This is a genomic window from Thermoplasmata archaeon (genome assembly GCA_035532555.1).
Taxonomy (GTDB): Archaea; Thermoplasmatota; Thermoplasmata; order Lutacidiplasmatales; family UBA184; genus Lutacidiplasma.
In genome coordinates this window covers 1-24,637 of the sequence record DATKQS010000012.1, presented here as the reverse complement: position 1 = coordinate 24,637, position 24,637 = coordinate 1, and the positions used below count along the sequence as shown (strand labels likewise).

21 protein-coding genes, 1 tRNA gene, 1 rRNA gene and 1 pseudogene are annotated in these 24,637 nt (G+C 67.2%); 15 read left to right on the top strand and 9 right to left on the bottom strand.

What is annotated here, in order from left to right; all coding sequences use genetic code 11:
• Nucleotides 1-44: 44 nt before the first annotated feature.
• Nucleotides 45-1,313, top strand: coding sequence for an MFS transporter (locus VMV28_03250; protein ID HUZ79618.1), 1,269 nt, complete (start codon nucleotides 45-47; stop codon nucleotides 1,311-1,313).
• Nucleotides 1,314-1,482: 169 nt separating this feature from the next.
• Here VMV28_03250 and nth read toward each other — a convergent pair.
• The 7 genes and pseudogenes from nth to purS all read right to left on the bottom strand — a co-directional run bounded on the left by nth (nucleotide 1,483) and on the right by purS (nucleotide 9,297).
• Nucleotides 1,483-1,911: pseudogene (gene nth, locus VMV28_03245) on the bottom strand (endonuclease III).
• A 32-nt stretch (nucleotides 1,912-1,943) separates the two neighbouring features.
• Nucleotides 1,944-3,359, bottom strand: coding sequence for a folylpolyglutamate synthase/dihydrofolate synthase family protein (locus VMV28_03240; protein HUZ79617.1), 1,416 nt, complete (start codon nucleotides 3,357-3,359; stop codon nucleotides 1,944-1,946).
• A 62-nt stretch (nucleotides 3,360-3,421) separates the two neighbouring features.
• Nucleotides 3,422-5,140: a methylmalonyl-CoA mutase family protein gene (locus tag VMV28_03235; protein HUZ79616.1), complete on the bottom strand. Its 1,719-nt coding sequence runs from the start codon at nucleotides 5,138-5,140 to the stop codon at nucleotides 3,422-3,424.
• Between the two features lie 54 nt (nucleotides 5,141-5,194).
• The gene (locus tag VMV28_03230) at nucleotides 5,195-5,974 is read right to left on the bottom strand and encodes a class I SAM-dependent methyltransferase (protein HUZ79615.1); all 780 of its coding nucleotides are present in this window, start codon (nucleotides 5,972-5,974) and stop codon (nucleotides 5,195-5,197) included.
• Nucleotides 5,971-6,684: a diphthine--ammonia ligase gene (locus tag VMV28_03225; GenBank protein ID HUZ79614.1), complete on the bottom strand. Its 714-nt coding sequence runs from the start codon at nucleotides 6,682-6,684 to the stop codon at nucleotides 5,971-5,973. Before VMV28_03225 ends, VMV28_03230 begins: the two co-directional genes overlap by 4 nt.
• A gap of 17 nt (nucleotides 6,685-6,701) precedes the next feature.
• Nucleotides 6,702-9,047: a phosphoribosylformylglycinamidine synthase subunit PurL gene (purL, locus tag VMV28_03220; protein HUZ79613.1), complete on the bottom strand. Its 2,346-nt coding sequence runs from the start codon at nucleotides 9,045-9,047 to the stop codon at nucleotides 6,702-6,704.
• The gene (purS, locus tag VMV28_03215; GenBank protein ID HUZ79612.1) at nucleotides 9,031-9,297 is read right to left on the bottom strand and encodes a phosphoribosylformylglycinamidine synthase subunit PurS; all 267 of its coding nucleotides are present in this window, start codon (nucleotides 9,295-9,297) and stop codon (nucleotides 9,031-9,033) included. Before purS ends, purL begins: the two co-directional genes overlap by 17 nt.
• 261 nt (nucleotides 9,298-9,558) lie before the next feature.
• Here purS and VMV28_03210 point away from each other — a divergent pair, with 261 nt between their 5' ends.
• From VMV28_03210 to VMV28_03155, 12 genes are all read left to right on the top strand, one after another.
• A complete protein-coding gene (locus tag VMV28_03210; protein HUZ79611.1) occupies nucleotides 9,559-10,899 on the top strand; it encodes a DEAD/DEAH box helicase in 1,341 nt (446 codons plus the stop codon).
• A gap of 107 nt (nucleotides 10,900-11,006) precedes the next feature.
• Nucleotides 11,007-11,180, top strand: a complete 174-nt coding sequence (locus VMV28_03205; GenBank protein HUZ79610.1) for a hypothetical protein — start codon at nucleotides 11,007-11,009, stop codon at nucleotides 11,178-11,180.
• A gap of 99 nt (nucleotides 11,181-11,279) precedes the next feature.
• Nucleotides 11,280-11,591: an Lrp/AsnC ligand binding domain-containing protein gene (locus VMV28_03200; GenBank protein ID HUZ79609.1), complete on the top strand. Its 312-nt coding sequence runs from the start codon at nucleotides 11,280-11,282 to the stop codon at nucleotides 11,589-11,591.
• On the top strand, nucleotides 11,588-11,905 hold the full coding sequence (locus VMV28_03195) for a UPF0147 family protein (protein HUZ79608.1): 318 nt from the start codon (nucleotides 11,588-11,590) through the stop codon (nucleotides 11,903-11,905). Before VMV28_03200 ends, VMV28_03195 begins: the two co-directional genes overlap by 4 nt.
• A gap of 59 nt (nucleotides 11,906-11,964) precedes the next feature.
• Nucleotides 11,965-12,107: transfer RNA gene (locus VMV28_03190), tRNA-Lys, on the top strand.
• Nucleotides 12,108-12,128: 21 nt separating this feature from the next.
• Nucleotides 12,129-12,470, top strand: coding sequence for a DNA-directed RNA polymerase subunit H (locus VMV28_03185; protein HUZ79607.1), 342 nt, complete (start codon nucleotides 12,129-12,131; stop codon nucleotides 12,468-12,470).
• Between the two features lie 6 nt (nucleotides 12,471-12,476).
• Nucleotides 12,477-16,151: a DNA-directed RNA polymerase subunit B gene (locus VMV28_03180; protein ID HUZ79606.1), complete on the top strand. Its 3,675-nt coding sequence runs from the start codon at nucleotides 12,477-12,479 to the stop codon at nucleotides 16,149-16,151.
• An 11-nt stretch (nucleotides 16,152-16,162) separates the two neighbouring features.
• Nucleotides 16,163-18,952, top strand: a complete 2,790-nt coding sequence (locus VMV28_03175) for a DNA-directed RNA polymerase subunit A' (GenBank protein ID HUZ79605.1) — start codon at nucleotides 16,163-16,165, stop codon at nucleotides 18,950-18,952.
• Nucleotides 18,949-20,292 carry a DNA-directed RNA polymerase subunit A'' gene (gene rpoA2, locus VMV28_03170; protein ID HUZ79604.1) on the top strand — a complete coding sequence of 448 codons (1,344 nt, stop codon included), beginning with the start codon at nucleotides 18,949-18,951 and terminating at the stop codon, nucleotides 20,290-20,292. Before VMV28_03175 ends, rpoA2 begins: the two co-directional genes overlap by 4 nt.
• 2 nt (nucleotides 20,293-20,294) lie before the next feature.
• Nucleotides 20,295-20,585 carry a 50S ribosomal protein L30e gene (locus tag VMV28_03165; GenBank protein ID HUZ79603.1) on the top strand — a complete coding sequence of 97 codons (291 nt, stop codon included), beginning with the start codon at nucleotides 20,295-20,297 and terminating at the stop codon, nucleotides 20,583-20,585.
• Nucleotides 20,586-20,610: 25 nt separating this feature from the next.
• Complete coding sequence (locus tag VMV28_03160; GenBank protein ID HUZ79602.1) at nucleotides 20,611-21,036, top strand: NusA-like transcription termination signal-binding factor; 426 nt, start codon at nucleotides 20,611-20,613, stop codon at nucleotides 21,034-21,036.
• Nucleotides 21,037-21,116: 80 nt separating this feature from the next.
• Nucleotides 21,117-21,830: an HAD family hydrolase gene (locus tag VMV28_03155; GenBank protein HUZ79601.1), complete on the top strand. Its 714-nt coding sequence runs from the start codon at nucleotides 21,117-21,119 to the stop codon at nucleotides 21,828-21,830.
• Between the two features lie 37 nt (nucleotides 21,831-21,867).
• Here VMV28_03155 and VMV28_03150 read toward each other — a convergent pair whose 3' ends face one another.
• Together VMV28_03150 and VMV28_03145 are read right to left on the bottom strand one after the other, a co-directional pair.
• The gene (locus tag VMV28_03150) at nucleotides 21,868-22,023 is read right to left on the bottom strand and encodes a hypothetical protein (GenBank protein HUZ79600.1); all 156 of its coding nucleotides are present in this window, start codon (nucleotides 22,021-22,023) and stop codon (nucleotides 21,868-21,870) included.
• Between the two features lie 300 nt (nucleotides 22,024-22,323).
• Entirely contained in the window at nucleotides 22,324-23,277 is a 954-nt protein-coding gene (locus tag VMV28_03145) for an NAD(P)-dependent oxidoreductase (protein ID HUZ79599.1), read from the bottom strand.
• Nucleotides 23,278-23,503: 226 nt separating this feature from the next.
• Between VMV28_03145 and VMV28_03140 the strand changes: the two genes are divergently transcribed.
• Together VMV28_03140 and VMV28_03135 are read left to right on the top strand one after the other, a co-directional pair.
• Entirely contained in the window at nucleotides 23,504-23,773 is a 270-nt protein-coding gene (locus VMV28_03140) for a hypothetical protein (protein HUZ79598.1), read from the top strand.
• A gap of 321 nt (nucleotides 23,774-24,094) precedes the next feature.
• Nucleotides 24,095-24,637: ribosomal RNA gene (locus VMV28_03135) — 16S ribosomal RNA — on the top strand; the annotation flags it as partial.

Here is a 24,637-nt window from a genome sequence, read left to right as displayed (position 1 = left end):
ACGCGCGCCCCAGCTTCAAGACCTTCGGCGCCTCCTCCGCCCCCGTGTCGTCCGACGGTGCGCCCTCCGCTAGGGACGCGAACCGCTCCACGTGGATTCTCATCGCGGTCCGGGCCGGCTATGCCTACAACTGGTTCACGATCGGCCCGGCCCTGCCGGCGATTGGGGCGGCGTTCTCGGTCGGACCGGGGGAGTGGGGAGTCCTGGTCGCCTCCTTCCTCGTGGGAGCGGGGGCGATGCAGGTCCCCGCGGGGCTGTGGGCCCGACGGTACGGTCCCCGATCGGTCGGACTCTCCGGAGCGGTCCTCCTCGGGGTCGGGAGCATCCTCTGTGCGCTCGCGCCGTCCTTCCTGATCCTCTGGGTCTTGCGGATCGTGGCCGGGATCGGCGCGGGCCTGTTCTTCTCCCCCGCGATCGGGCTCGTCTCCTCGCTCCATGCCGAAGGGCGTCGCGGTCTCGCGGTCGGGGGATTCAGCTCGGCCTTCAGCGCTGGGGCCGCGCTCGGCCTGTTCGTCTCGGCAATCGTGGTTGCCGATATCGGTTGGCAATGGGATCTCGCGCTCGGCGGGATCGGCCTGCTCGTCCTAACGGGCATCGCGGCGTTCATCATCCCCCGGAGCGCCGGCGCCGCACCTCCTCGGACCGTTCGCATGGAACGCTCCCCTCGAGCGTTCCGGACCCCCGCGGTGTGGGCCATCGGCTTCGCGTTCATCGGTCTCGAAGGAGCGGCGTTCGTGACCAGCCAGTTCGTCGTTCCGTACGGGACCCTAACCCAAGGATGGACGGCGGCGGCGGCCGGTGCCGTGGGGATCGCCTTCGTCTTACCGAGCGTCGTGGGCGGCCCGTACGGCGGAACGGTCGCCGAACGCCGACCGGATCATCGGACCCAGTTCGTCCTCGCGACGCTGGCGGGTGCGGCCGTACTGTTCGTCCTTCCGTGGTCCGGCCTCGTCGGGGCCGTGGTGATCGGGATCGCCTTCTCCTTCTCGTACGGGTTCATCTACGCCGTCATGTACATCGTTCCGCAGTACATGCCGGATCTCCCCCGCGAGGAGATCCCGCTCGCGATCGGATTGTTCAACTCGATCCAGCTCGCCGGCTCGGCGGTGATCGCGTCCGCGTTTGGTTGGGTCCTCGCGGCGACCTCGTACTCGTTCGCCTGGCCGGCGCTCGCGGTGATGATGCTCGTTCCGCTCGCGGTGCTCCTCGCGATCCCCCCGCTCCGCCGCTCGTCGCGGAGGAGCGCGGTCTCCGGCGGGGCCGGTCCTGCGGTCGGGGCGGTGCCCGGCCGGCCGCTAGAGCGCGCCCCGTAGCGCAGTCGTCTCGGATCGGGCACTCCGGGCAGCGCGGCGAGATTGGCCGGCAGAGGTTCTGTCCGTGCTGCACGAGGAGCGGATTGAGCGGGATCCAGTACCGTCGATCCACGACCTGCCGCAGGCGTCGCTCCGTCTCCTCGGGCGTGCGCGTTCGCACGATCCCGAGCCGGTTGGCGATCCGATGGACGTGCGTATCGACCGGGATCGCCGGGATCCCGTATCCGAACACTAGGACGCAGTTGGCGGTCTTCGGCCCCACGCCGGGCAGCGAGGTCAGTTCCTCCAGCGTCCGGGGAACCTCACCGTGGAACCGATCCAAGATCTCGCGAGCGATCTTGCGGATCGCACGCGACTTGACCCGATAGAACCCCGTCCCGTGGATGAGCCGTTCCAGGCGTGCCCGAGGGGCGCGGGCAAGCGAGCCGGGGTCGGGGTACCGCGCGAACAGCTGGGCCGAGGCGACATCGGTCGCCTCGTCGCGGGTCCTCTGGCTGAGCACGGTTCCGATCAAGACCTGGAACGGATCCTCCGCGTGCTCCCGCAGGTATGGCACGCGCCAATCGCCCCGGCCATAGAACGACGATAGGCGATCCATCACCCGTTCCCAGTCGAACGCGGGGGTCGTGGTCATCGAGTTCGTCCGTCCGCGAGGGAAGGGGAGGCCGAGTTCCCGAGCGCGGGAGGCGGCCCCTGGCCGGGATCCGAGAGGTCGGGTTCCTCCGATGCGTCGCCTTGGAGCGAGCGGAGGAGGTCGCCCACGAGGTAATCGCTGCCGGTGACGAGCACGAACCCGTCGCGGCTGGCCGCAGCGCGCGCGAGCCGCAAGCCTTCCGACGCGCTGGGGGCGATGACGACGATCGGAAAACGGCCGGCGGCGAAGACCTTCAGCGCGGCGGGGGCGATGCCCCGTTCGCTCGCGACGGGCACGAGCACCAGCGTGCGCGCGAGATCGGAGAGCGTGGAGAGCATGGTGCCGGCATCCTTCCCGAGGAGGCAGCCGAAGACGATCGCGTTGTCCATCGCATCCATCGCCGGATCGATCTCGGCGAGGCTCTGGGCCACCGCCCGGATGCTCTCCGGCGTATGGGCCACATCGAGATACACGTCCGGCCGGCGTGCGATCCGCTCCATTCGCCCCCTCCAGTGAATGCTGCGCAGTCCTTTGCGCACGGAGGCCCCGTCCATCCGGGTCGAACTCGACTCGAGGAACCGGGCCGCCGCGGCGATGGCGAGCGCGGCGTTGGCCGGTTGGAACCGGCCGAGGAGCGGGATGCGGACGCCCGGGAGGGTCACCGCCGGGATGTGCACATCGAGGGTCTGCCCTTCGGGGCGGAGCTCGCGGTTCTCCACCCGCACTTCGCGACCGAGGTGCCAGAGAGCGACCGCCTTTTCGGAGGCGAAGGCCTCGATGACGGCGCGGCCCTCGGCGGGGAGATCCCCCAGTACCCCGGTCATCCCGGCGTGGAAGATCCCCGATTTCTCGCGCGCAATGGCGGCGATCGTCGGACCGAGGATCTCCGTGTGTTCGAGCTCGAGCGTCGTGATCACCCCGACGCGCGACCCGAGTACGTTCGTCGCGTCCCATCGACCTCCGATGCCCACCTCGATCACGGCGGCGTCCACGTGCGCGCGCGCAAAGTGGTCGAACGCGAGGGCGGTTGTGCACTCGAAGAAGGTCGCGTCCCGCTCGATGCGGCGCTCCCGGTGGAGCGTCCGCTCGGCCCCGAGGATCCGATCAAGACCACGGACCACGTCGGCGGGTGAGATCAGCCTCCCGTCGATCTGGATCCGCTCTCGATAGCTCGCGAGGTGCGGGGAGATGAACAGTCCCGTGCGCAGTCCGTGGGCGGATAGGATGGCCTGGGTCATCGCCGAGACCGAACCCTTGCCCTTGCTCCCCGTCACGTGGACCGCGGGGAACGAACGCTGGGGAGCCCCGAGGGCCTCTAGGAGCGCGGAGATCACATCGAGCCCGGGGCGTATCCCGAAGCGGCGGCGACGGAACAGCTCCCCGAGCGTAGCCCGATAGGCATCGGTGCTCACGGGAATCGATGGGGAAAGGTGCAAGCCTGTTTAAGGGGTACCGCCCCGGTGCGGACGCGCGCTCAGAACATCGAGCGCTCGCGGTACGGCCCGTAGATGTCCTGGAAGGCGCGCACGATCTCGCCGAGCGTCGCCCGCGCGCGTAGCGCGTCGAGGACCGCGGGCATCGTGTTCTCGTCCTCGGTCGCGGCGACCTTGCGCAGGCGATCGAGCGCGCTCGCGTGCTTCGAGGCGTTGCGCCGCTCGCGCAGAGCCTTGAGTCGCCGGGCCTGCCGCGTCCGCGCTTCCTCCCCGATCTTGAGGCGGGGGACCTTGACGGGGTCCGCGCTCGCGTAGACGTTGACCCCGACGACCTTGGCGTCTCCGTTCTCGACCTGTCGCTGGTAGCGGAAGGACGCCTCCTGGATCTCCCGCTGGAAGAATCCCCGCTCGATGGCCGCAACGACGCCTCCCAGCTCGTCGATCCGGTCGAAGTACCGATGGGCCTCTTCTTCGAGCCGATCGGTGAGCCACTCGAGGTAGTAGCTGCCACCGAAGGCGTCGATGGCCTCGGACACGCCGCTCTCGTGCGACAGGATCTGCTGGGTGCGGAGCGCGATCCGCACCGCGTCCTCGCTCGGTAGTTGAAGCGCCTCGTCGTAGGAGTTCGTATGGAGCGATTGGGTACCGCCGAGCACCCCGGCGAGCGCCTGGATCGTCGTGCGCACGATGTTGAGCTCGGGCTGCTGCGCGGTGCACGAGCAACCCGCGGTCTGCGTGTGGAAGCGCATCCACCACGAGCGCTCCTTCTTCGCACCGTACTTGTCCCGCATCGTCTCGGCCCAGATGCGGCGGGCCGCGCGGAACTTCGCGATCTCCTCGAAGAAGTCGTTGTGGGCGTTGAAGAAGAAGGAGAGGCGGCTCGCGAAGTCGTCCACCGGGATCCCGCGGCGGATCGTCTCGTCCACGTACGCCATCCCGTCGGCCAGCGTGAAGGCGAGCTCCTGCGCCGCGGTCGAACCGGCTTCCCGAATGTGGTAGCCCGAGATCGAAACCGGGTTCCAGCGGGGCATCGTGCGCGTCGCGTACTCGATCGTGTCCGTGACCAATCGGAGCGCCGGGCGCGGTGGGTAGAGGAACTCCTTCTGAGCGATGTACTCCTTCAGTATGTCGTTCTGCGTGGTGCCCCCGAGCTGGTCGGGTCCGATCTCCATTCGCTCGGCCGCGAGGATGTACATCCCCCAGAGGACGTTCGCGGGCGCGTTGATCGTCATGCTCGTCGTGACCTTCGCGAGCGGGATCCCCGCGAGCAGGCGCTGCATATCGTCGAGCGAACTGACGTTGACCCCGCACTTTCCCACCTCGCCGAACGCCTCCGGATCGTCGGCATCGATCCCGTAGAGCGTCGGGTCGTCGAAGGCGATCGAGAGTCCGGACTCCCCGTGGGCGAGCAGATAGTGGAATCGGCGATTGGTATCCTCGGGTGAGCCGAAGCCGGAGAACATCCGCATCGACCAGCGCCGGCCTCGGTACATCGTCGGGTGGATGCCACGGGTGAACGGAAACTCACCGGGGTAGCCGATACGCTCGAACGAGCTCTTCGGCGACCGCGGAGTGTACAGGCGGTCCACGGGGATCCCGCCGAGCGTGGTGAACTCCGATCGCCGCTCCGGGCCCCTCGCGAGCGCGGGCGCGAGCACTTCCTCCCGCCAGCGCTTCTCCGCCTCGACGAGGGGGTCGGAGCGCGAGGCGCGGGGGCGGCCCGGGCCTTCCGAGGTGGGCCGGGAGCGGCTCTCCGCCATGGATAGGCGAGTATCCTTGGCGGCCATAACCTCGCCGCCGCGTAGCCGGCTCGGCTAGGGAGGCGACGGCGCGAGAACTCGTCCCGGGTCGAATCGGAAGCCGACGAGGTCGCCCCTCCCTCGACGATGCAAGCGCGATCCGACCCGTCGCGCGAATCGAGGGAATGCCTTCCCTGTCCAGGCCGTGTTGTCGGCGAGCACCACCGCGCCCGCGGCCAGTTTGGGGCGCACCGTCTCGAGCTCGAAGGTGAGGTGCGCGCTCGTATGCAGGCTGTCGTGCAGGAACAAGCCGATCGAGGGAAGGTCCTCCACGAGCTCGGGGAGGAGGCGTTGGCTTGGGCCGATCCTGAGGTCCCAGCCGTGTCGAAGGGACGGCGGAATCGCCCAGCCGGTCGAGCGGCCCGGAGGCAGAGAAACCGGAGATTCGCTCGGGCCGAGTTGGGCTCCTCGTTGATGCGTGGGGAAGTCGATTGAGTGCAGGGTCCCGCGTCGGTTCCGGCGCAACGCGAGGAGGAGATGCGCCGAGGAGACGCCGCTACTGACCCCGGTCTCGATCACGTGTTCGGGGCGAAGAGACCGCACGATCGTGTAGAGCTCGAGCGGGGCACGGAACTGAGCGTAGTTGCTCCGGCCACCGGACCGAAGCCGATCGTGGATCTCCTGATCGACGCTCACGAACGCGCCGGTCTCCTTCAGGGTCCGTTGCACCGATCGCGGCGGGAGACCGAGCAGCGCGGAGAGCCATCGCACGTTCGCTCGTGCCCGCGGGTCGCCGAGCCGTCGACGCGCTACTTCGGCCTCCGCGGGAGGCGAGAAGGTTCGGGAGAGGGTCACGCGGTCCTGCCTCCCGTCCTCGGTCCACCCGGTGTCAGCTTGGCCTCCAGGTGGGCGCGGTCCACGGTGAGTCGCCGGGCACCGCCCCGCTCTTCGACATGCGTTTCGTCCAGCGCGATCCGCCGGTCGAAGAAGGGAGCGTCGACGACGAGGGTCTCGAACTCTCCACCTTCGCCGGCCGGGTGGAAGCGCCGCTGCTCCCGGCTCCGCCGCTCGAGTTCGGTCAAGAGAGCAAGGTCGAGCCGTAGGCCCAGGAGCTCCTCGGTCAAGGGCTCGGCCGAGAGATGGATCATCCGGATGTCAAGTCCCGCGTCGATCTCGGCGCGGACCACGATCGATCCGTCCTTGCCCCACAGCGGAGCGTACACCCGCCGATCGATCTCGTCGGCGATGCGCGAGAGGCGCGACCATTGGTAGGAGGAGGCGATCGCTCCGACGACCACGGGTCCGTGAGCGGTGGAGAGGGCCGAACGGAGAGCGTTGTCTTCATCCGCCTCGCTGCGGCCGGCGACCGGCTCGGAGCGGCACCGCTTTCCCCACGCTTCCGCCTGGAGCGCCACCAGCGCGAGGTTCGGCGTGTGGAACATCCAAGAATCTGGGTCTTCCGGCCGAAGGACGAGGAGCTCGTCGACCGTCCATCCCTGGGTGTCGGCAAGGTACGCCGAAAAGATCGAGTCCTTGCCGCCCGAGACGAGCGCGGTGACGGTCATGTTCCTCCGGTCTCCCTCTAGACCGGGCCGGTCCGCCAGCGCTCGTACAGTCGCTCAAGATCGGTGCTTGCCCGAGGGGTCGCCCCCCAGAGCCAACGTCCGGCTCCCGGCTCGACCGCGCCCAGGCGCGCCACTCGGTTCGGCCGCATCGCTCGTTCGAACGCACGCTCGCGGCCGGCCGCCACTTCCACGACCCAGCGCGACGCGCCTTCGCTCGCGAGCGCGAGTCCTGGAGAGCTCAGGCCGGTCGCTTGGAGGTCCACGGAGAATCCGAATCCGCCCCCGAACGCCATTTCGCACAGGGTCACGGCGAGCCCTCCATCCGAGATGTCGTGAGCCGCGCGCAGCCACCCCCGGCGTCCGGCCGCTAGGATCGCTTCCCCGGCGCGTCGGGTCTCCGCAGGGCGGGGCCGCGGCGGCGCAAGAGGTCGATCGGAATGACGGCGTGCCCACAGTGAGCCCCCGAGCTCCGGGAACGAGCGACCGACGAGGTAGAGCGCGTCGCCGCTCGTCTTCAGATCCGACGTGATCGCCCGCCGCAGATCGGGAACGATCCCCGTCGCCATGAGGACGGGAGTCGGGGGGATCTCGTGCCCGATGCCTCCGTTGTAGAAGCTGACATTGCCGGAAGGGACCGCGAAGCCGAGCGCGCGCGCGCCGGCCGCCAGCCCGCGGACGGTCTCGGAAAAGTCGCCGAGGACGCGCGGATCTTCCGGATTCCCGAAGTTCAAACAATTGGTGAACGCGTCCGGCCGCGCGCCGACCGAGTAGAGATTGCGGGCCGCTTCTTCGACCACCGCGACGCCCCCCGCATACGGATCCTCCCGGCAGGTCCAGGGCTGGGCGGCGACCGCGATAGCGAGCCCCTTCCAGCTTTCGGGCCGGGGTTGAAGGACGGCCGCGTCTCCGTGCGAGGGGCTCGTGACGCGCCCGTGGAGGGGCTTGATCACGGTGCGCCCCTGGACCTCGTGATCATAGACCCGCAGGAAGGGCTCGCGAGAGCGAGAATCCGGCGCGAGCACTAGCTCCTCCACCAATCCATCGAGGTTCGTGTCGGGGACCGACGGCGCGCGACCGAACCGTCGGCGTCGGACCCGATAGGGCCGGTGACGCAGCTTCGGGTCGACCCGGAACCCGAGTCGCAGCCGTGCGATGGGGTGACCGTCCCAGTCGATCTCCTCGAGGGGCCCCCGCGTGACCTGACCGATATCGGTGAATGGGACGTCGTACCGACGGAAGATCGCCGCGGCCGTCTCCACGTCTTCGGGGGCGATGTCCAGCGCCATTCGCTCCTGCGACTCGGAGATCCAGACCTCCCAAGGAGCCAGACCGGGCTCGCGCAGCGGGACGCGTGCGAGATCGATCCGCATACCGAAGCCTCCGGCGTGCACGAGCTCACCGACGGCGCTCGCGATCCCACCCCCTCCGAGATCCTTCAGTCCCTGCACGAGCCCGCGATCGAAGGCCTCTAGGCAGGCGTGTATCAACGGCTCCTTCAGAATCGGGTTACCGAGCTGGACCGCTCCGCGCGACTCCGTCTCGCTCTGGGACGTCAATTCGCGCGACGCGAACGCGACGCCACCGATCCCGTCTCGACCGGTGTGCCCGCCGGTCAGGACGAGCCGGTCCCCGGGGCGTCGCGCGCGATTCGGAAGAAGTCGCGATCTCGGAAGCCAGCCCACGCATCCGACGTTGACGAGGGGGTTGACCACGAACGACGGATCGAAATACACACCGCCGCTCACCGTGGGAACCCCGACGCGGTTGCCGTAATCGCGGATTCCGCTGACAACCCCGTCCATCAGGTAACGCGGACTCTTCACTCCGGGAGGCAGCGCTTCCGGGTCGAGGTCGAGCGGTCCGAAAAAGATCGGATCGGCGAGCGCGATGGGCTTACCTCCTACGGCGAGCACGTCCCGGAGGATCCCGCCGATCCCGGTCGCGGCGCCGCCGTACGGCTCGACCGCGGACGGATGGTTGTGGGATTCGATCCGAAGGGCGTAGGCCCATCCCGGCTCGAACGCCATGACCCCGGCGTCCCCGGTGCCGAGCACGCGCGGCTTGGGATGGAGCTGGGAGAACGATCGTTTCAGAAAAACTCGGGAGCTCTTGTAGCTGCAGTGCTCGCTCCAGCTCTGCGCGAGGCCGGCGAGCTCGACGTCGGTCGGTTCTCGTCCTTCCGCGCGAAAGTACTCTTGGATCCGGCGGAGCTCTTCCCGGTCGAGGCCGAGACCCCGCTCCGTAGAGATTTTCGCAAGTTCCGCCGGGCGCGCCCGGTTCACGGGTACGGTTTGGACGTTCGGAGCCCAGGGCTCGGGCGCGCCGGGGATCTCGGCCTGCATCTCCTCACCCGGGTTCGGCACGCATGCTGACGCGATGAACGACCGGGTTGGCGAGCAATCGGTCGACCGCCTCCTGGGCCAGGTGGCGGGCCTCTTCGACGGTGACGCCCGAAAACTCTAGATCGTAGATGCGCGCGGTCTGTACGACGGGCGTCGGGGAAATCGCGAGCAGGCCGAGTGCCTTCTCTACGCTCTCCGCTTCGGCATCCATTACCCCCGGCTTGAGCGAGACGCGAACTTCGATCCGCACCGTGCGCTGCGCCGGGTCCACGAGGGGCCTCGCGTGTCGAATCGCCCTCGCTTCATAACGGCTCCCGGCCCCGCCGGACGAGGCCCAGGTCGTCCGGGCGCCCGCAGCACCGGCGGAGGGCTTTGAAAACGGATGGGCAGGAGTGAAATCAGATCGGTCAAAAATGGGCATCCGTTTTCAAAGCCCCGGCGGAGGGAGACGTATTATTCCGCCGTCTGCGTGCGACGTGGCAATCGTTCCCCTCCGGCGCGGATAGAACGCATCAGAACGGACCTCGTATCGATGACCGACCAGGCTCACCCTCCGAGGACGCCGGCCGTCTCGTCGTTCGACGAGCTTCCCCTCAGCCCGTCCCTTCGACAGGGGGTCCGCGAGATGGGATACCGAGAGCCCACCCCAATCCAGCGCGAAGCGATCCCGTACGCCGTGGTCGGGCGTGACATCATCGGCTCGGCTCAGACGGGGACCGGGAAGACCGCCGCGTTCCTGCTCCCGATCTTGGAGCGTCTCTTGAAGGAGCGTCGGGGATCGATCTATGCCCTCGTTCTCACTCCCACCCGCGAGCTCGCGCTGCAGGCCGACGAATTCCTCCGAAAACTCGGCAGTCGAACGAACCTGCGTGGCGGCGTCGTGTACGGCGGAGTGGGAATGGGGGATCAGGAGCGCGCCTTGCGGGGCGGCGCCGAGATCATCCTTGCCACGCCGGGCCGACTGCTCGATCACATGCAGCGCGGGTACGTCAACTTCCGCTCGCTGCGGATCCTGGTCCTCGACGAGGGGGACCGGATGCTCGACATGGGATTCCTGCCGGACGTCCGGCGGATCCTGCGCGAACTTCCTCGGGAGCGCCAGACGATGCTCTTTTCCGCGACGATGTCCCCCGAGGTTTCCAAACTCGCCCGGGAGTTCCTGCACGATCCCCACGTCGTGCGCATCGGCGAAACCTCGCGGGCGGCCGAGGGGATCTCTCACCTCGCCCTGCCCGTCCCCATGGCCAAGAAGACGGATCTGCTCCGGGAGGTCCTTCGGGACGAGACCATCACGAGCATGCTCGTGTTCACGCGGACCAAACACCGGGCGGACCGGGTCGCGCTCCAGCTAGCGACCATGGGCGTTCGCTCGGCGGTCATCCACGGGAACCGCAGCCAGCGCCAGCGCGTGCAGGCCCTCGACGCCTTCCGCAGCGGAGAGATGCGCGTCCTCGTCGCGACCGACATCGCGGCTCGCGGGATCGATGTCGAAGGAGTAACGCACGTCGTGAACTACGACGTTCCCCACGAACCGGAAACCTACATCCACCGGGTGGGCCGCACCGCGCGCGCCCAGCGCCGGGGCGAAGCCATCACCCTCGTCAGCCCGGAGGAAGCGCGCGACTTCGAACGGATCGAGCGGCTCCTCGGAACCCCGGTGCTTCGGGCCCAGGTCCCGGGATTCGACTATTCGGCCCCCCCCACGCCGACCCCTCACCCCCATGCCCGCTCCGGTGGGGCAGGAGGGGGAGGCCGGCAGTTCCGCCGACCCGGAGGCAATCGCGGGGACCGGGGCGATCGCGGATACCGCGGACATCGCGCGGAATCGCAGCGGGGCGGGGATCGCCGCGGTCCCCCGCGCGGTCGTCGCTAGACCGGCCCCGGCGGGGCCCACTACTACACCCTCTAGAATCCTAGACGGATGCGAAAACTCATATAGCACTCCTTTTTCGGCATTTAGGCTCGGGGGTCCGGCCGATCATGGAGGAGCTCATTTGCAACGTAGAGTTCCTCCGCGGCAGCTCGGAACTGGTCGCCCGAGTGTCGAGCGAAGCCGGAGGGGTTCGTGAATATCGCGGGCCGTCGTCGGGCGCTGTGATCGATCAAGTGATCAACGACCTCCAAGAGGAGTTCGAATCGGCCCCATCCAGCTGAGTGGCAGGATCGGGGGGTCATTCGCAGACCGTGGAGAGGGTGGCGCTGTAGTCGATTGGGAGGTGCGGACCGATGGAGAAATCAACTCAAAGACCGCCGGTGAGCCGAGCCGTCGAAAGTGCGTTCACGAAGGCGTGGGGGGATGAACACGTGGTCGCCCTCATCGCTCTCAAGGTCGAGACCAGCGAGGCCGACACCGTCGCCGGCGAGGTGGCGAAGTTCCCCGAGGCCGAGGACGTCTTCCTCGTGACCGGGGACACGGACATCTTTCTCAAGGTGCGCTTTCCCCACTACGACGAACTCAAGGAGTTCGTGCTCCACCGCCTGCCATCGGTCGCGGGCATCCGGGAAACGAAGACGCTGCTCGTCGTCACGACCTACAAGGAAGGCGGGGAGGCGCGCCGACCATGACGTTCTCGTTCATGGCCGCGGGCGAGAGGGCCGCGCCGGTCCCCTCGCGCGAGGAATCCGCGTCCCCGAACGTCGTGGTCGGCCGCGTGCTCGAATCGCTCACGCAGCTCGCCGACGACGCGTCCCTGCCCCGGAGCGCTCGCCGTGCGGCGCAGTCGGCGAAGGACGTGCTCGCCAAGCCCGGGACTCCCGAGGACGTCCGGATCGCGAGCGCCGTCGGCGTGCTCGACGATCTCGCCAACAATCCCAACCTTCCAACACACGGCCGGACCGCGATCTGGTCGATCATGTCCAACCTGGAGAGCGTACAGTGATCTCGGGCGCAGATAGGCTGAAATACACGGCTCGGGTCTCCGTTCCTCGGAGCGGGATCGGGCCCGTAGCTCAGTCCGGTTGGTCGACCGATGCCCTCGGCGGCCCGGCAAAGAGCAACTGGCTTTTAACCAGTTGGTCGGGGGTTCGAACGCGGGTTCCCGCGCGGCGCGCGGAAATCCTCCGAGCATCCCCCCGGGCCCGTGACCCTCCTCGAGGATCTCCATGACTCCTGCAACCCCCCGAACGCGGTCCAAGAAGAGCTCGAAGTCGCCGAGCGCGCCCGTCCAGGCTCGACCGTTCGTCGCCCACCACATGGTGCCCCGCCATGAGGTGCTCAGCGAGACGGAGAGCCGGAAGGTGTTGGAGGACCTCGGGACCCCGCCCGAGCGGCTCCCCAAGATCCTCGCCAACGATCCCGGTCTGAAGACCGATCTCGCCTACGTGAAGGCGCGCGACGCGCGCGAGAACCTCACCGGGCGCCTGGTCCGGATCCGCCGGCAGTCGGAGACGGCGGGGGAAGCGATCGCCTACCGGCTCATCGTCCCGTCGAGCGGGGGGGACTGAAATTCCATGCGAGAAATCGTAGACGCCTTCTTCCGGGAGCGGTCGATCGTCAACCACCATCTCGCGAGTTTCAACGATTTCCTACCGACAAACGACAACCCGAACTCGCGGATGCAGCGGATCGTCGACGATGCCCGCGTCAGCGAGGACGCCGGCGAGCGCGGCGTCGTCCGCCTCGACGTTCAGAAGACGAAGAGCTCTATTCACGTCCGCGTCGGGCGGCGCCGGGACACCCGCACGAACCTCGTGAACCCGTCGGCGGAGTCCACCATTTTCGTCGGACAGCCGTTCGTCAAGGAGCCCGTCGGCTCTAAGCCCACCTTGACCCCGATGGAAGCGCGTCTGCGCAACCTCACCTACCAAGCCCCGATCTACCTCAACGTCACCGTCGTCGAGAACGGCGTCGAGCGCGCGCCGGAGACCGTGCACATCGGCGACATGCCTATCATGGTCAAGAGCCGCCCGTGCAACCTCAACCGCGTCAACATCGAGCGCGACTCCGGTGTCCCCATCTCCGATGAGGAGTACCGTGCGAAGCTCGTCGAGTACGGGGAAGATCCCCTCGACCCCGGCGGATATTTCATCATCGGTGGAACGGAACGCGTCATCATCAGCCTCGAAGACCTCGCACCGAACCGGATCTTCGCGGAGTACAGCGAGCGGTACGGGACGCCCATCGAGAGCGCTAAAGTGTTCAGCCAGCGCGGTGGGTACCGGTCGCTCACGGTCGTCGAGAAGAAGAAGGACGGGCTCCTCCAGGTCAGCGTCCCGACGGCGAGCGGGCAGATCCCGCTCACGATCCTGATGAAGGCCCTCGGGATGAACAACGACGAGGAGATCTTCCAGGCGGTCCTCGGAGAGCTGTTGCCGCTGGACGAACCGTTCGTCCAGACGATGAAGCACCTCCTCAATGTCAATCTCGAGGAGTGCCTTTCGAAGAAGAACTACCCGCCCGAGGGGATCCTCAACCCGGAACAGGCGCTCCTGTTCCTCGAGAAGAAGTTCGCGACGGGGCAGGCGAAGGAGTACCGGCAGCGCAAAGTGGACGGCATCCTCGACCGCTCGCTCCTCCCGCACCTCGGGGACACGCGCGAAGACCGGCTGAAGAAGGCGCTGTACCTCGCGCGCATGGCGCGGACGGTCCTCGAGCTTCACCTCAAGGAGCGAGGAGAGGACGACAAGGATCACTACGCGAACAAGCGCCTCAAGCTCGCCGGCGACCTGATGGAGGATCTCTTCCGCGTCGCCTTCAGCCTCCTGCTCAAGGACCTGAAGTACCAGCTCGAGCGCTCGTTCGCGCGCAAGAAGGACCTGCGGATCGCGAGCGCCATCCGCCCGGATCTGCTCACCCAGCGTCTGGTCCACGCCCTCGCGACGGGAAACTGGGTCGGAGGTCGGTCGGGAGTCAGCCAGGTCCTCGACCGGACCAGTCACATGTCCACGATCAGCCACCTGCGCCGGGTCACGAGCCCGCTCACGCGCAGCCAACCCCACTTCGAGGCGCGCGATCTGCACCCCACCCAGTGGGGGCGCCTGTGCCCGAACGAGACCCCCGAAGGTCAGAATTGCGGCCTCGTCAAGAACTACGCGCTGTGCGTCGATGTCTCCGAAGGCGCCGACGAGGAGGAGGTGGCGCTGATCCTGCGCGATCTCAACACCCGCGAGATCGGCCCCGAGGTCTTCCGCGAATCGGCCGCCCCGAAGGGGAAGAGGGCCGCGCGTGTCTACGTCAATGGGAATCTCATCGGGCTGCATTCGAACCCGATCGAGCTCGTGCGCGAGATCCGCGAGCGCCGCCGCGCGGGGACGCTCTCGCCCACGCTCGGGGAGAAGACCTACGAGATCAATGTCCGGTATGACGAAGCGATGAACGAGGTCATCGTGCACTCCGACTCCGGTCGGCTACGCCGCCCGCTCGTCTTCGTTCAGAACGCGACCCCCAAGGTCAGCCGCTCCGACCTCGAGGAGCTCACGATCGGGACCCGGACGTACTCCGACCTCATCCGGGCCGGCGCCGTCGAGTGGATGGATGCGGAAGAGGAGGAGGACGCCCTCATCGCGGTGGAGGCGTCGGTGCCTCCCGACCGGTGCCCCAAGTGCGAGCACGCGCTCAGCCGCTCCGACGTCAAATGGCTCTCCGCGGGCGGCAAGGGCCAGGGTGCCACCGTTGAGTGCGGGCACTGCCACGCCACCTTCGAGACGCCCACGCTGCTCGATCCGCGCCACACGCACTTGGAGATCGACCCGAACCTGATGCTCGGTGTCACGACCGGCCTCATCCCGTACCCGGAGCACAACTCCGCTCCGCGGAACACGATGGGCTCGGCGATGGCGAAGCAGGCGCTCGGCGTCGAGTCGGTGAACTACCGTCGCCGTCCTGACACGCGGGGTCATCTGTTGCATTATCCGCAGTCGCCGCTGCTTCGCACGCAGACGATGCGCTACGTGCACTTCACCGAGCGTCCCGCCGGCCAGAATTTCGTAGTCGCGGTCCTATCCTTCGAGGGATACAACATGCAGGACGCGCTCGTCTTCTCGCGGGGATCGATCGAGCGCGGGCTCGGCCGCTCCTCGTTCTTCCGGACGTACCGGGGCGAGGAACGCAAGTATCCCGGCGGTCAGGAAGATCGCTTCGAGATCCCACGGCCGGATGTGACGGGAGCACGCGTCGACACCGCCTACCGCAATCTCGCCGAGGACGGCCTCATCTTCCCCGAGCTCGAGGTCAGCGAAGGCGACGTGCTCGTCGGCAAGACGAGCCCGCCGCGCTTCCTGGAGGAGAAGACCGACCTGCTGACGCCTCAGAAACGCCGCGAGACGAGCGTCACCGTCCGCTTTGGGGAGTCCGGCTGGGTCGACAACGTGATCCTGACGGAGGGAGAGAATATCTCCAAGCTCGTCAAGGTCAAGGTCCGCAACCAGCGCATTCCCGAGCTCGGCGACAAGTTCGCGAGCCGGCACGGGCAGAAGGGGGTCATTGGCCTCATCGTCCCCCAGGAGAACATGCCGTTCACGATGAATGGAATGTCGCCGGACCTGCTGATCAATCCGCATGCCATCCCGTCGCGCATGACGGTCGCCCATGTCCTCGAGATGTTGGGAGGCAAGGTCGGCGCGCTCGAGGGCCGCACGATCGACGGCACGGCGTTCTCCGGGGAGCGAGAGGAGGCGTTGCGCGAGGGCCTCCAGGCGCTCGGCCTGCATCCGTCCGGACGGGAGACCCTCTACGACGGCATGACCGGTCGCCGCTTTGAGGCGGAGATTTTCATGGGCGTCATCTACTACCAGAAGCTCCACCACATGGTCGCGGGCAAGATGCACATGCGCTCGCGCGGGCCCGTTCAGATCCTCACCCGGCAGCCGACCGAGGGGCGCTCCCGCCAGGGAGGTCTCCGGTTCGGAGAGATGGAGCGCGACTGCCTGATCGGCCACGGCGTCGCGATGGTGATCAAGGACCGCCTGCTCGATCAGTCGGACGGTACGATCCAGTACGTCTGCGGCAACTCGGAGTGCGGCCACATCGCGATCCCCGACGCGCGGGCGGGCTCGCTCCGCTGCCCGAGCTGCGGGAACACCTCGTCCATCTATCCGATCGAGATGAGCTACTCGTTCAAGCTCCTCCTGGAGGAGCTGATCGGACTCGGCGTGATCATGCGGCTCGAGCTCGAGGAGATGCGGTAGGAGGTTCCACGATGGCGCAGGGTCTATCCAAGCGGATCAAGAGCCTCCAGTTCGCCTTCCTGTCACCGGACGAGATCCGGCGCATGAGCGGCGCGAAGATCATCACGGCCGACACCTACGACGACGACGGGTTCCCCATCGAGATGGGTCTGATGGATCTCCATCTCGGCGTGATCGAACCGAACCTGCGCTGCCGCACCTGCGGGGGGCGGGTCAACGAGTGCCCGGGCCACTTCGGGATCATCGAGCTCGCCATGCCGGTCATCCACGTCGGGTATGCGAAGGAGATCAAGCGCCTCTTGCAATCCACGTGCCGGGCCTGCGGTCGGCTCCTGCCGAGCGCCCCTTCCCCGCGCGCCGAGAGCGCCGCCGGCGAGGGCGAGGAGGGCGTCGTCGTGCGCACGCGCGAGCCGAAGGAGGAGCGCGCTTGCCCCCACTGCCACGAGATCCAGCAGCGGATCCTGCTCGACAAGCCCACCACGTTCCGTGAGAACGGGCACAAGATCACTCCGAAGGAGGTCCGCGCCCGCCTCGAACGGATCCCCGATGCGGACGTCCTACACCTGGGCCTGAACCCGAAGTTCGGGCGCCCGGAGTGGATGGTGCTCACGGTCCTTCCCGTTCCGCCGGTCCAGGTGCGGCCATCGATCACGCTCGAGAGCGGGGAGCGTAGCGAGGACGATCTGACCCACAAGCTCGTGGACGTGCTGCGGATCAACCAGCGCCTGCGCGAGAACCGCGACATGGGCGCGCCGCAATTGGTCGTCGAGGATCTGTGGGAGCTCCTGCAGTACCACATCACCACGTACTTCGACAACCAGACGAGCGGCATCCCTCCCGCCCGTCACCGGTCGGGCCGTCCCCTCAAGACCCTCGCCCAGCGCCTGAAGGGCAAGGACGGCCGCTTCCGTTCGAACCTCTCGGGAAAGCGGGTGAACTTCTCCGCCCGCACGGTGATCAGCCCGGACCCGTTGCTGTCGATCAACGAGGTCGGAGTCCCCGCAGAGATCGCACGGGGGCTCACCGTTCCGCTCGAGGTCACCGCGCACAACCAGGAGATCGCGCGCGAACTCGTCAAGCGCGGCCCGACGCCCCCACCGACCGAGGACGGCCGATACCGCTGCGGGGTCAACTACCTCATCCGCGAGGACGGACAACGCATCAAGGTGATGGAAAAGAACTCTGAGGCGTGCGCGGAGCTTCTCTCCCCCGGCTGCGTCGTTGAGCGCCAGCTGGTCGACGGCGACATCGTCCTGTTCAACCGGCAGCCGAGCCTGCACCGGATGAGCATGATGGCCCACACGGTCCGCATTCTGCCGCACAAGACGTTCCGCTTCAACCTGTGTGACTGCCCGCCGTACAATGCCGACTTCGACGGCGACGAGATGAACCTGCACGTCCTCCAGAGCCAGGAGGCCCGCGCGGAAGCGAAGGTCCTGATGAAGGTGGAGGAGCACATCCTCTCGCCTCGGTACGGCGGACCGATCATCGGGATGCTGCACGACCACATCACCGCAGCCTTCTTGCTGACCTACCAGAACCCGTCCTTCAACGAGAACGAGGTCACCTACCTGCTCTCGAAGCTCAACTACCCGATGCCTCCCCCTGCGGGGAAGGACAAGAACGGCGTGCCGTACTGGCTCGGGAAGCAGCTGTTCAGCCTGACCCTCCCGAGCGATCTGACGCTCGAGTTCCGTTCGAACATCTGGTCGAAGGGCGATGGAGCGACCCCGGGGTCGAACCCCGACTCGACCGTCATCATCGAGAACGGGATCCTCAAGGCCGGGACGATTGACAAGAAGGCGATCGCCTACGAGAAGGGAGCCGTCCTGGACGCGATCGCGCGCAACTACGGAATGGGGCGCGCGCGCCAGTTCCTCGATGAGATGAGCCGCTTGTCGATCACCGCGATGGGCTTGAAGGGCCTCTCGACCGGTATCGATGACGAGGACGTTCCCGAGAACGCGCGCAAGGAGATCCGCAAGTCGCTCGAGGCCGCTCGGAACCAGGTCGGCGAACTGGTCGAGCAGTACCGCAAGGGGGAGCTCGAGCAGATGCCCGGGCGCTCGCTGGAAGAGACGCTCGAGGTGATGGTACGACGCGAGCTCGGACAGGCGCGGGACGCTGCGGGCGAGATCGCGGGTCGATACCTGGGGCTGGAGAACCCCGCCGTGATCCTCGCGAAGTCCGGGGCCCGCGGTTCGATGCTCAATCTGACGCAGATGGCCGGCGCGGTCGGTCAGCAGTCCGTCCGAGGAGAGCGGCTGATGCGGGGCTATGTGCGCCGCACGCTCCCGCACTTCGAGCGGGGGGACCTCGGGGCCGATGCCCGGGGGTTCGTTAGCTCCAACTACAAGAGCGGGCTCTCCCCGACGGAGTACTTCTTCCACTCGATGGGAGGCCGGGAGTCGCTGGTCGATACGGCCGTTCGAACGAGTCGGTCGGGATACATGCAGCGCCGCTTGATCAACGCCCTCGAGGACCTCAAGGTCGCCGCGGACGGGACCGTCCGCAACACGGCCGGCACGATCATCCAGTACGAGTACGGAGAGGACGGCATCGACCCGACGCGCTCTTACCAGGGACGCCCGGTCGCGATCGATGAGATCGTCGAACGCGTGCTCGGCCGCCGGGTCCGCCCGAGCGGCAAGGGCGGACCTGACTCCCCCGACGGGACGCCGCCCGTCACCGAGGAAGAGATGGATCTGCAGGCCGAGGCCCAGCTCGAGGAATCCGAGGAAGAGGAGGAGACCGAAGAGGTCGGGGCACCCGAAGAGGGACCCGAGTTCGGAGGCGAATGAAGATGGTCGAAGAGAAGGGAAGCGGACGCGAGGCGCTCAGCCACAAGATCGACGAGATCGCCCGGAAGGAGGGTATCCGGTTCCCCCCGTCGCTCGTCACCGAGCTCAAGGAGCGCCTCCTGCGCCAGAAGCTCTCGACCAGCGAGACCACGAAGATCGTGCGCGAGGTCGCCCAGCGATTCCACAAGGCGCTCGTCGACCCGCACGAGTCCGTCGGGATCGTCGCCGCGCAGTCGATCGGCGAGCCGGGGACGCAGATGACCCTGCGTACGTTCCACTACGCTGGAGTCGCCGAGATGAACGTGACGCTCGGACTCCCGCGTCTGATCGAGCTCGTCGACGCGCGGAGGGTCCCATCCACGCCGATGATGACCGTCTACGTCGATCCGAAGCTGCGATCGAACCGCGAAGCGGTCCAGGAGATCGCGCTCCGGATCGAGGTCACGACGTTGCCCGATGTCGCGTCGGTCGGTACCGTCGTCGAGGAACTCAAGGTCGTTATCTCTCCTCAGGGCTCGCTGCTGCACACGCGCGGCGTCAAGCGGGCGGACATCGAGGCGGCGCTCGCGGAGAACCTCGACTCCCGGATGTTCGAGATCCGGCCCGGCTCGGGTGGCGGGGAGACGCGCTCGCTCGAGATCCACCTCCACGATCGCGGCACGGCCACGAAGACGAAGAAGGAGGAGGCCGTGGAGGAGATGCCGTTCAAGAAGCTGCTCCTCGCGAGCGAGGAGGCCAAGGCGGTCCGCATCAAGGGCGTGACCGGCATCAAGCGCGCGCTGATCCGCAAGGAGAAGGACGAGTACGTCATCTACACCGAGGGATCGAACCTGGACGGCGTGCTCGAGATCCCCGGGGTGGACGCTGCGCGCACGACCACCAACTCGGTCTTCGAGATCTACCGTGTGTTCGGCGTCGAGGCCGCCCGGACGGCCCTCATCCATGAAGCGAGCCGCACGCTCGGCGAGCAGGGACTCGGGGTCGACGTGCGTCACCTGATGCTCGTGAGCGACATGATGACCAACGAAGGCGACATCCGCGCGATCGGCCGCCACGGGATCTCGGGCAAGAAGACGAGCGTGCTCGCTCGCGCCGCCTTCGAGATCACGGCGGCGCACCTGTTGCACGCCGCGATCACCGGTGAGACGGACGAGTTGCGCGGCGTCGCGGAGAACATCATCGTCGGCCAGCCGATCACGCTCGGCACCGGGGCCGTGAACCTCGTCTACCGGCCCATCCGAACCGCGCTACCCCCGGGAGTCGTGCCCCCGCCCGCCAGCCCCGCCGCAACGGCCGCCGCGACCGGCACGCCGACGCATGGGACCGAGGAGGTGGCTTGAACATGGATCTCGCCCACGCGCTGAAGGTCGCGCTCGAGACCGGCACCGTCCGCATCGGGGTGACCGAGACCCGGGCCGCCGCCGAATCCAAGAAGGCCCGGCTCGTGATCGTAGCTACCAGCTGCCCGGACGAGGCGCTCCGGACCGGTCGCAAGATCGGCTCCGCTCCGATCTATCACTACGAAGGCACCGCGGTCGACCTCGGCCAGGCCTGCGGTCGACCCCACCCGATCAGCGCGATGGCGATCCTCGATCCGGGATCGAGCGCGATCCTCACCCTCGAAACCGGTTAGTCGAGAAACGCCGAACCCCTTCCCCATGCCGGAGATCACGCTCGACAACGAGACGATCGCCTACATCCGTCTCTTCGAGGAGGCGACGGGCGCCCAGGTCAAGGACTGCCTCGAGGCCGAGGACAAGCGGATCTTCCTGATCCCCCCGGAGGATCTGCGCAAGGCGATCGGGCCCGGCGGGGTGCTGGTCGAGCGCCTGAAGACGATGCTCAAGAAGGAGATCGTGGTCGTCGAGTACTCGGACGATCCGGCCCGGCTCGCGCTCAACGTGTTCTACCCGTACCATCCGATCAAGGTCGAGTTCGCGCCGAAGGAGCGGGGCCGGCACGTGACGGTGACGGTCGATCCGGTCTGGAAGGCCCGCGCGATTGGCAAGCAAGGCAAGCAGCTCAAGATCGCCCGCGCGATCTTGGTCCGGCACACTGACATCGTCAGCGTCTCCGTGGCGTAGTCGCACGGTTCCCGGGAAGGATCTACCCCGGCACCGGGGCATCCGTCAAGTTGATGGCCCTCGGAGGCCCCACCCCGCCCATGGAGGTGGACCGCACGGCGATCCGGGCCGTGCTCTTCGATCTGGGCGGCACGCTGATCGACGAGCGCGACTACGCGGGCTGGACCGAGCTCGCGCGCCATCTCTATATCGAGTTCGATCCGGAGGACCTCGCGCACGCCTTCGCCGAGGTCGAGCGAGAGACGGACACTCCCGAACGGGTCACGCACGTCGAGTTCTGGCAGCGTACCCTCGAGCGCGCGAGCGGACGGGAAGTGAGCGTCCCGGTCGCCGAGAAGTTCGTGCACGACTGGGGAGCGAGGCTGGAGGGGAGTGCGCGGCCCCTCCGTCTGTTCTCCGACGCCCGACGCTGTCTCGAGCTCCTCGCCGCCGAGCACCGGGAGATGGGCGTCGTGTCGAACTCGCGCAGCGAGGAGAGCGTTCGAGAGATCCTAACGAACGCTGGGATCCTCCATCATTTCGCGTGCATCGTCTCCTCGGGCACCGAACGGGTGGCGAAACCGAACCCGGAGCTGTTCCACCGGGCCGTGAGCCGCATGGGGGTGCGCCCCGACCAATCGTTGTACGTGGGAAACCTAGCCTACACCGACGCCAAGGCCGCGGCGGCGGCCGGGCTCCACTCGGTGTGGCTCCACCGGGACGGAACCGGGTTCGGGGACGATCCGCCCGAGATCACGTCGCTCCTCGAGGTCCCCATCGTCGTGCGGCAGCTCGAGGAGCGCCCTCCGTCGTAGATCCGGCCGGGGCCGAAGACGGGCAGATCCCGGGCGGTCACTGAGGCGAGACGACCACCCGCCTCCACACCTCGTGGGAGTGTCGTCCGAGTCCCCGGTCGCACATCGCGGCGGTCGCCGCGAGGAGTTCTCCCGCGACGGGCAATAGCGTAGCTCGGAATCCCAGTTGACGCCCAGAGGCTTCCTCCCGCATGACGCGGAGCGCCCAGGCCGGGTGATGGGCGGCGTAAAGTGCGGAAAGTCCCTGGCGCCTGGCCGAAAGTGTCCCGGGCCTGGAGGTGACCCCAAAGGATGCGCCGTCGCTGGCGCAGGTGGGCGACCCAGGTCCGGGGGATTGCGACGCGCACTTAGGGGGTGGGTGTACGTTCGATTGTTCTACCCGATTGAGTCTGGACCTGTAGTCGGGTGAAGCCGGAGGAAGGGTCGCCCGCGACGATGCGCGATCCGTGATGGTGGGCGGAGGAGTCTGGTGCGGGACTCGAACGGATCGCCCCTACGGAGTCGTGCCGTTACGGGGGAACATCTCCCGAAGCAGCTCGGGGACCCCGTCGCGATAGCTCGCGATCCGCGGCTTCCAGCCCAGTCTCCGCAGCTTGCCGGCCGAAGAGGGCCGGTCGGCGGCGAGATGGCGGGCCACGACCTCTCCCATTTCGCGTTCCGCCGTTTCCAGGGTCACAGTCTTCGGGGGCGGTACCTCGAGATTGGCCGCGATGAAGTCGGCAAACTCTCGAAGGGGAGCCGGATGCCCGTCCACGGCGTTGTACACTTCGCCTGCGATTCCCGACTCGAGGACAGCTTGGAACGCGGTTCCCACGTCCCACCGGTCGATGAACGACCAGTGGTTCGTGCCTCCACCGACGACCCGGTACTCGCGAGCGCGGATCGCTTCTGCCAGGCCGCGGAACCACGACCCGTTTCCGTACACCATCCCGGGTCGGACCACCAGCACTTGGAGACCGCCTACCCGGTTCGCCTCCAGTCCTTCCCGCTCGGCGTCGTAATTGATCTGCGACTCGCCGCGAGGCTCCACCGGTGAGTCTTCGTCAATGAGCTCCGGCTGCCCCCGGTAGACCCAGTAGCCCGAGCCGATCACGAGGCGAGCGACTCCCTGCCGACGCGCAGCATCCACGAGATTCCGGGTGCCCTCGACCCGCACTCGCGCCGAATCCCACTCCACGGGAGGGTTGGCGGCCAGGTGGATGATCCCGGAGCAGCCCGCCGCGGCATTCCGCACCGCTCGAACATCCAGAACGTCCCCGACGACCGGGGTTCCTCCGTCCTCACCGACGCAAGCCCCTTTGACGGGATCGCGGACGAGGCCCCGAACCTCATAACCCGCCCTCGAAAAGGCTCGGACGACCGATTGGCCCAAGAAACCGCTGGCCCCGACCACGAGCACCCTCCTCACTTTGCCGGGGTTGACCGGGGTGTCCATCGCTGTCCGCATCTGAATCGTTGGGGTACCCGACCGCGCCTGAGCCACCGGTCCGGTTAACCCCTCCATGCATCGCAGGCCCGCGCAGGGAAAGCGCTGATCCCCCGGGCACTCGGAACGGCCCCGTTCCTCGCCGACTCGGCGCGCTCCCATCCTCGAGCCGCGGCCGGTCGGCGATCCTGCCGCCCGATCTCCAAGTAAGTACAAGGAATATCTATCCCGCCCTCCGTCGGGAAGCATGGCGACCGCGCATCGGATCGATCTCGACTGCATGCGGTCGTATCTCGCGGACCTGCCGGACCAGGTCGGGCCCGGGTTCCGCGCCGGATCGTCTCTCGCGGAGAGTGCCCTGAACTCTCAGAACGTGGCACCTATCAACTTGAAGGTCATCGCGGGCCGAAGCAGGTCGACGAGGGCGCGCGAAGCGGAGTCGATCGGGCGGATGGGGCGGACGGAGGGAAGTCGAGGGGGCGAGCGCCGCCGTCCCCGAGCGCATCGCGGCCGTTAAATACCACGCCCGAGTGGCTTACGGAGCCGCACCACGCGCCCTTCGGGGAGCGTGGAGCGCGGCGTCGCCACGGCGAGCCGGGGATCCGTGATCCGAGCTCATTCCAAGGCGGCGCCACACGATGGCCCGATGGGGCGTGGAGCCCCGAGATCCCCTCCCTGGAGACGGGGAGTGACCTCTCGGGACTGACAGGGGAGATTAGCAAGTATCGTACGCGAAAAATAGCTCATCTAATGCAAAGACACGACCGCCAGTAGAGAGATCAGTAGTTGCGACAAGTAGCCAGAATAATGTGTATTCCCACGCACTTCAGTGTGCGTAAATCCGGTTGATCCTGCCGGCGGGCACCGCTATTGGAGTTCGCTTAAGCCATGCGAGTCGAGAGGGGTAAGCCCTCGGCGCACTGCTCAGTAACACGCGGACAATCTGCCCTCGAGACGGGGATAATCCCGGGAAACTGGGAATAATACCCGATAGGTCTGGGATGATGGAAGGCTCCCTGGCCAAAATCTTCCGGGGCTCGAGGATGGGTCTGCGGCCTATCAGGTCGTAGGGGGTTTTACGGACCCCCTAGCCGAAGACGGGTACGGGCTTTGGGAGAAGTCGCCCGGAGATGGATTCTGAGACACGAATCCAGGTCCTACGGGACGCAGCAGGCGCGAAACCTCCACAATGTGGGCAACCACGATGGGGGAACTCCAAGTGCTTACACTTTTGTGTAAGCTGTTCTCGAGCCTAAAAAGCTCGAGAAGTAAGGGCCGGGTAAGACGGGTGCCAGCCGCCGCGGTAATACCCGCGGCCCGAGTGGTGCTCATTATTATTGAGCCTAAAGCGTCCGTAGCTGGCCGGGCAAATCTCCGGGTA

Coding starts and splice junctions, on each gene's coding strand:
- VMV28_03235 (HUZ79616.1), bottom strand. CDS start 5,140: ATGGCGGAGAGCCGCTCCCGGCCCACCTCGGAAGGCCCGGGCCGCCCC.
- VMV28_03225 (HUZ79614.1), bottom strand. CDS start 6,684: ATGACCGTCACCGCGCTCGTCTCGGGCGGCAAGGACTCGATCTTTTCG.
- VMV28_03210 (HUZ79611.1), top strand. CDS start 9,559: ATGACCGACCAGGCTCACCCTCCGAGGACGCCGGCCGTCTCGTCGTTC.
- VMV28_03205 (HUZ79610.1), top strand. CDS start 11,007: ATGGAGGAGCTCATTTGCAACGTAGAGTTCCTCCGCGGCAGCTCGGAA.
- VMV28_03195 (HUZ79608.1), top strand. CDS start 11,588: ATGACGTTCTCGTTCATGGCCGCGGGCGAGAGGGCCGCGCCGGTCCCC.
- VMV28_03185 (HUZ79607.1), top strand. CDS start 12,129: ATGACTCCTGCAACCCCCCGAACGCGGTCCAAGAAGAGCTCGAAGTCG.
- VMV28_03180 (HUZ79606.1), top strand. CDS start 12,477: ATGCGAGAAATCGTAGACGCCTTCTTCCGGGAGCGGTCGATCGTCAAC.
- VMV28_03175 (HUZ79605.1), top strand. CDS start 16,163: ATGGCGCAGGGTCTATCCAAGCGGATCAAGAGCCTCCAGTTCGCCTTC.
- rpoA2 (HUZ79604.1), top strand. CDS start 18,949: ATGAAGATGGTCGAAGAGAAGGGAAGCGGACGCGAGGCGCTCAGCCAC.
- VMV28_03165 (HUZ79603.1), top strand. CDS start 20,295: ATGGATCTCGCCCACGCGCTGAAGGTCGCGCTCGAGACCGGCACCGTC.
- VMV28_03160 (HUZ79602.1), top strand. CDS start 20,611: ATGCCGGAGATCACGCTCGACAACGAGACGATCGCCTACATCCGTCTC.
- VMV28_03155 (HUZ79601.1), top strand. CDS start 21,117: ATGGAGGTGGACCGCACGGCGATCCGGGCCGTGCTCTTCGATCTGGGC.
- VMV28_03150 (HUZ79600.1), bottom strand. CDS start 22,023: ATGCGGGAGGAAGCCTCTGGGCGTCAACTGGGATTCCGAGCTACGCTA.
- VMV28_03145 (HUZ79599.1), bottom strand. CDS start 23,277: ATGCGGACAGCGATGGACACCCCGGTCAACCCCGGCAAAGTGAGGAGG.
- VMV28_03140 (HUZ79598.1), top strand. CDS start 23,504: ATGGCGACCGCGCATCGGATCGATCTCGACTGCATGCGGTCGTATCTC.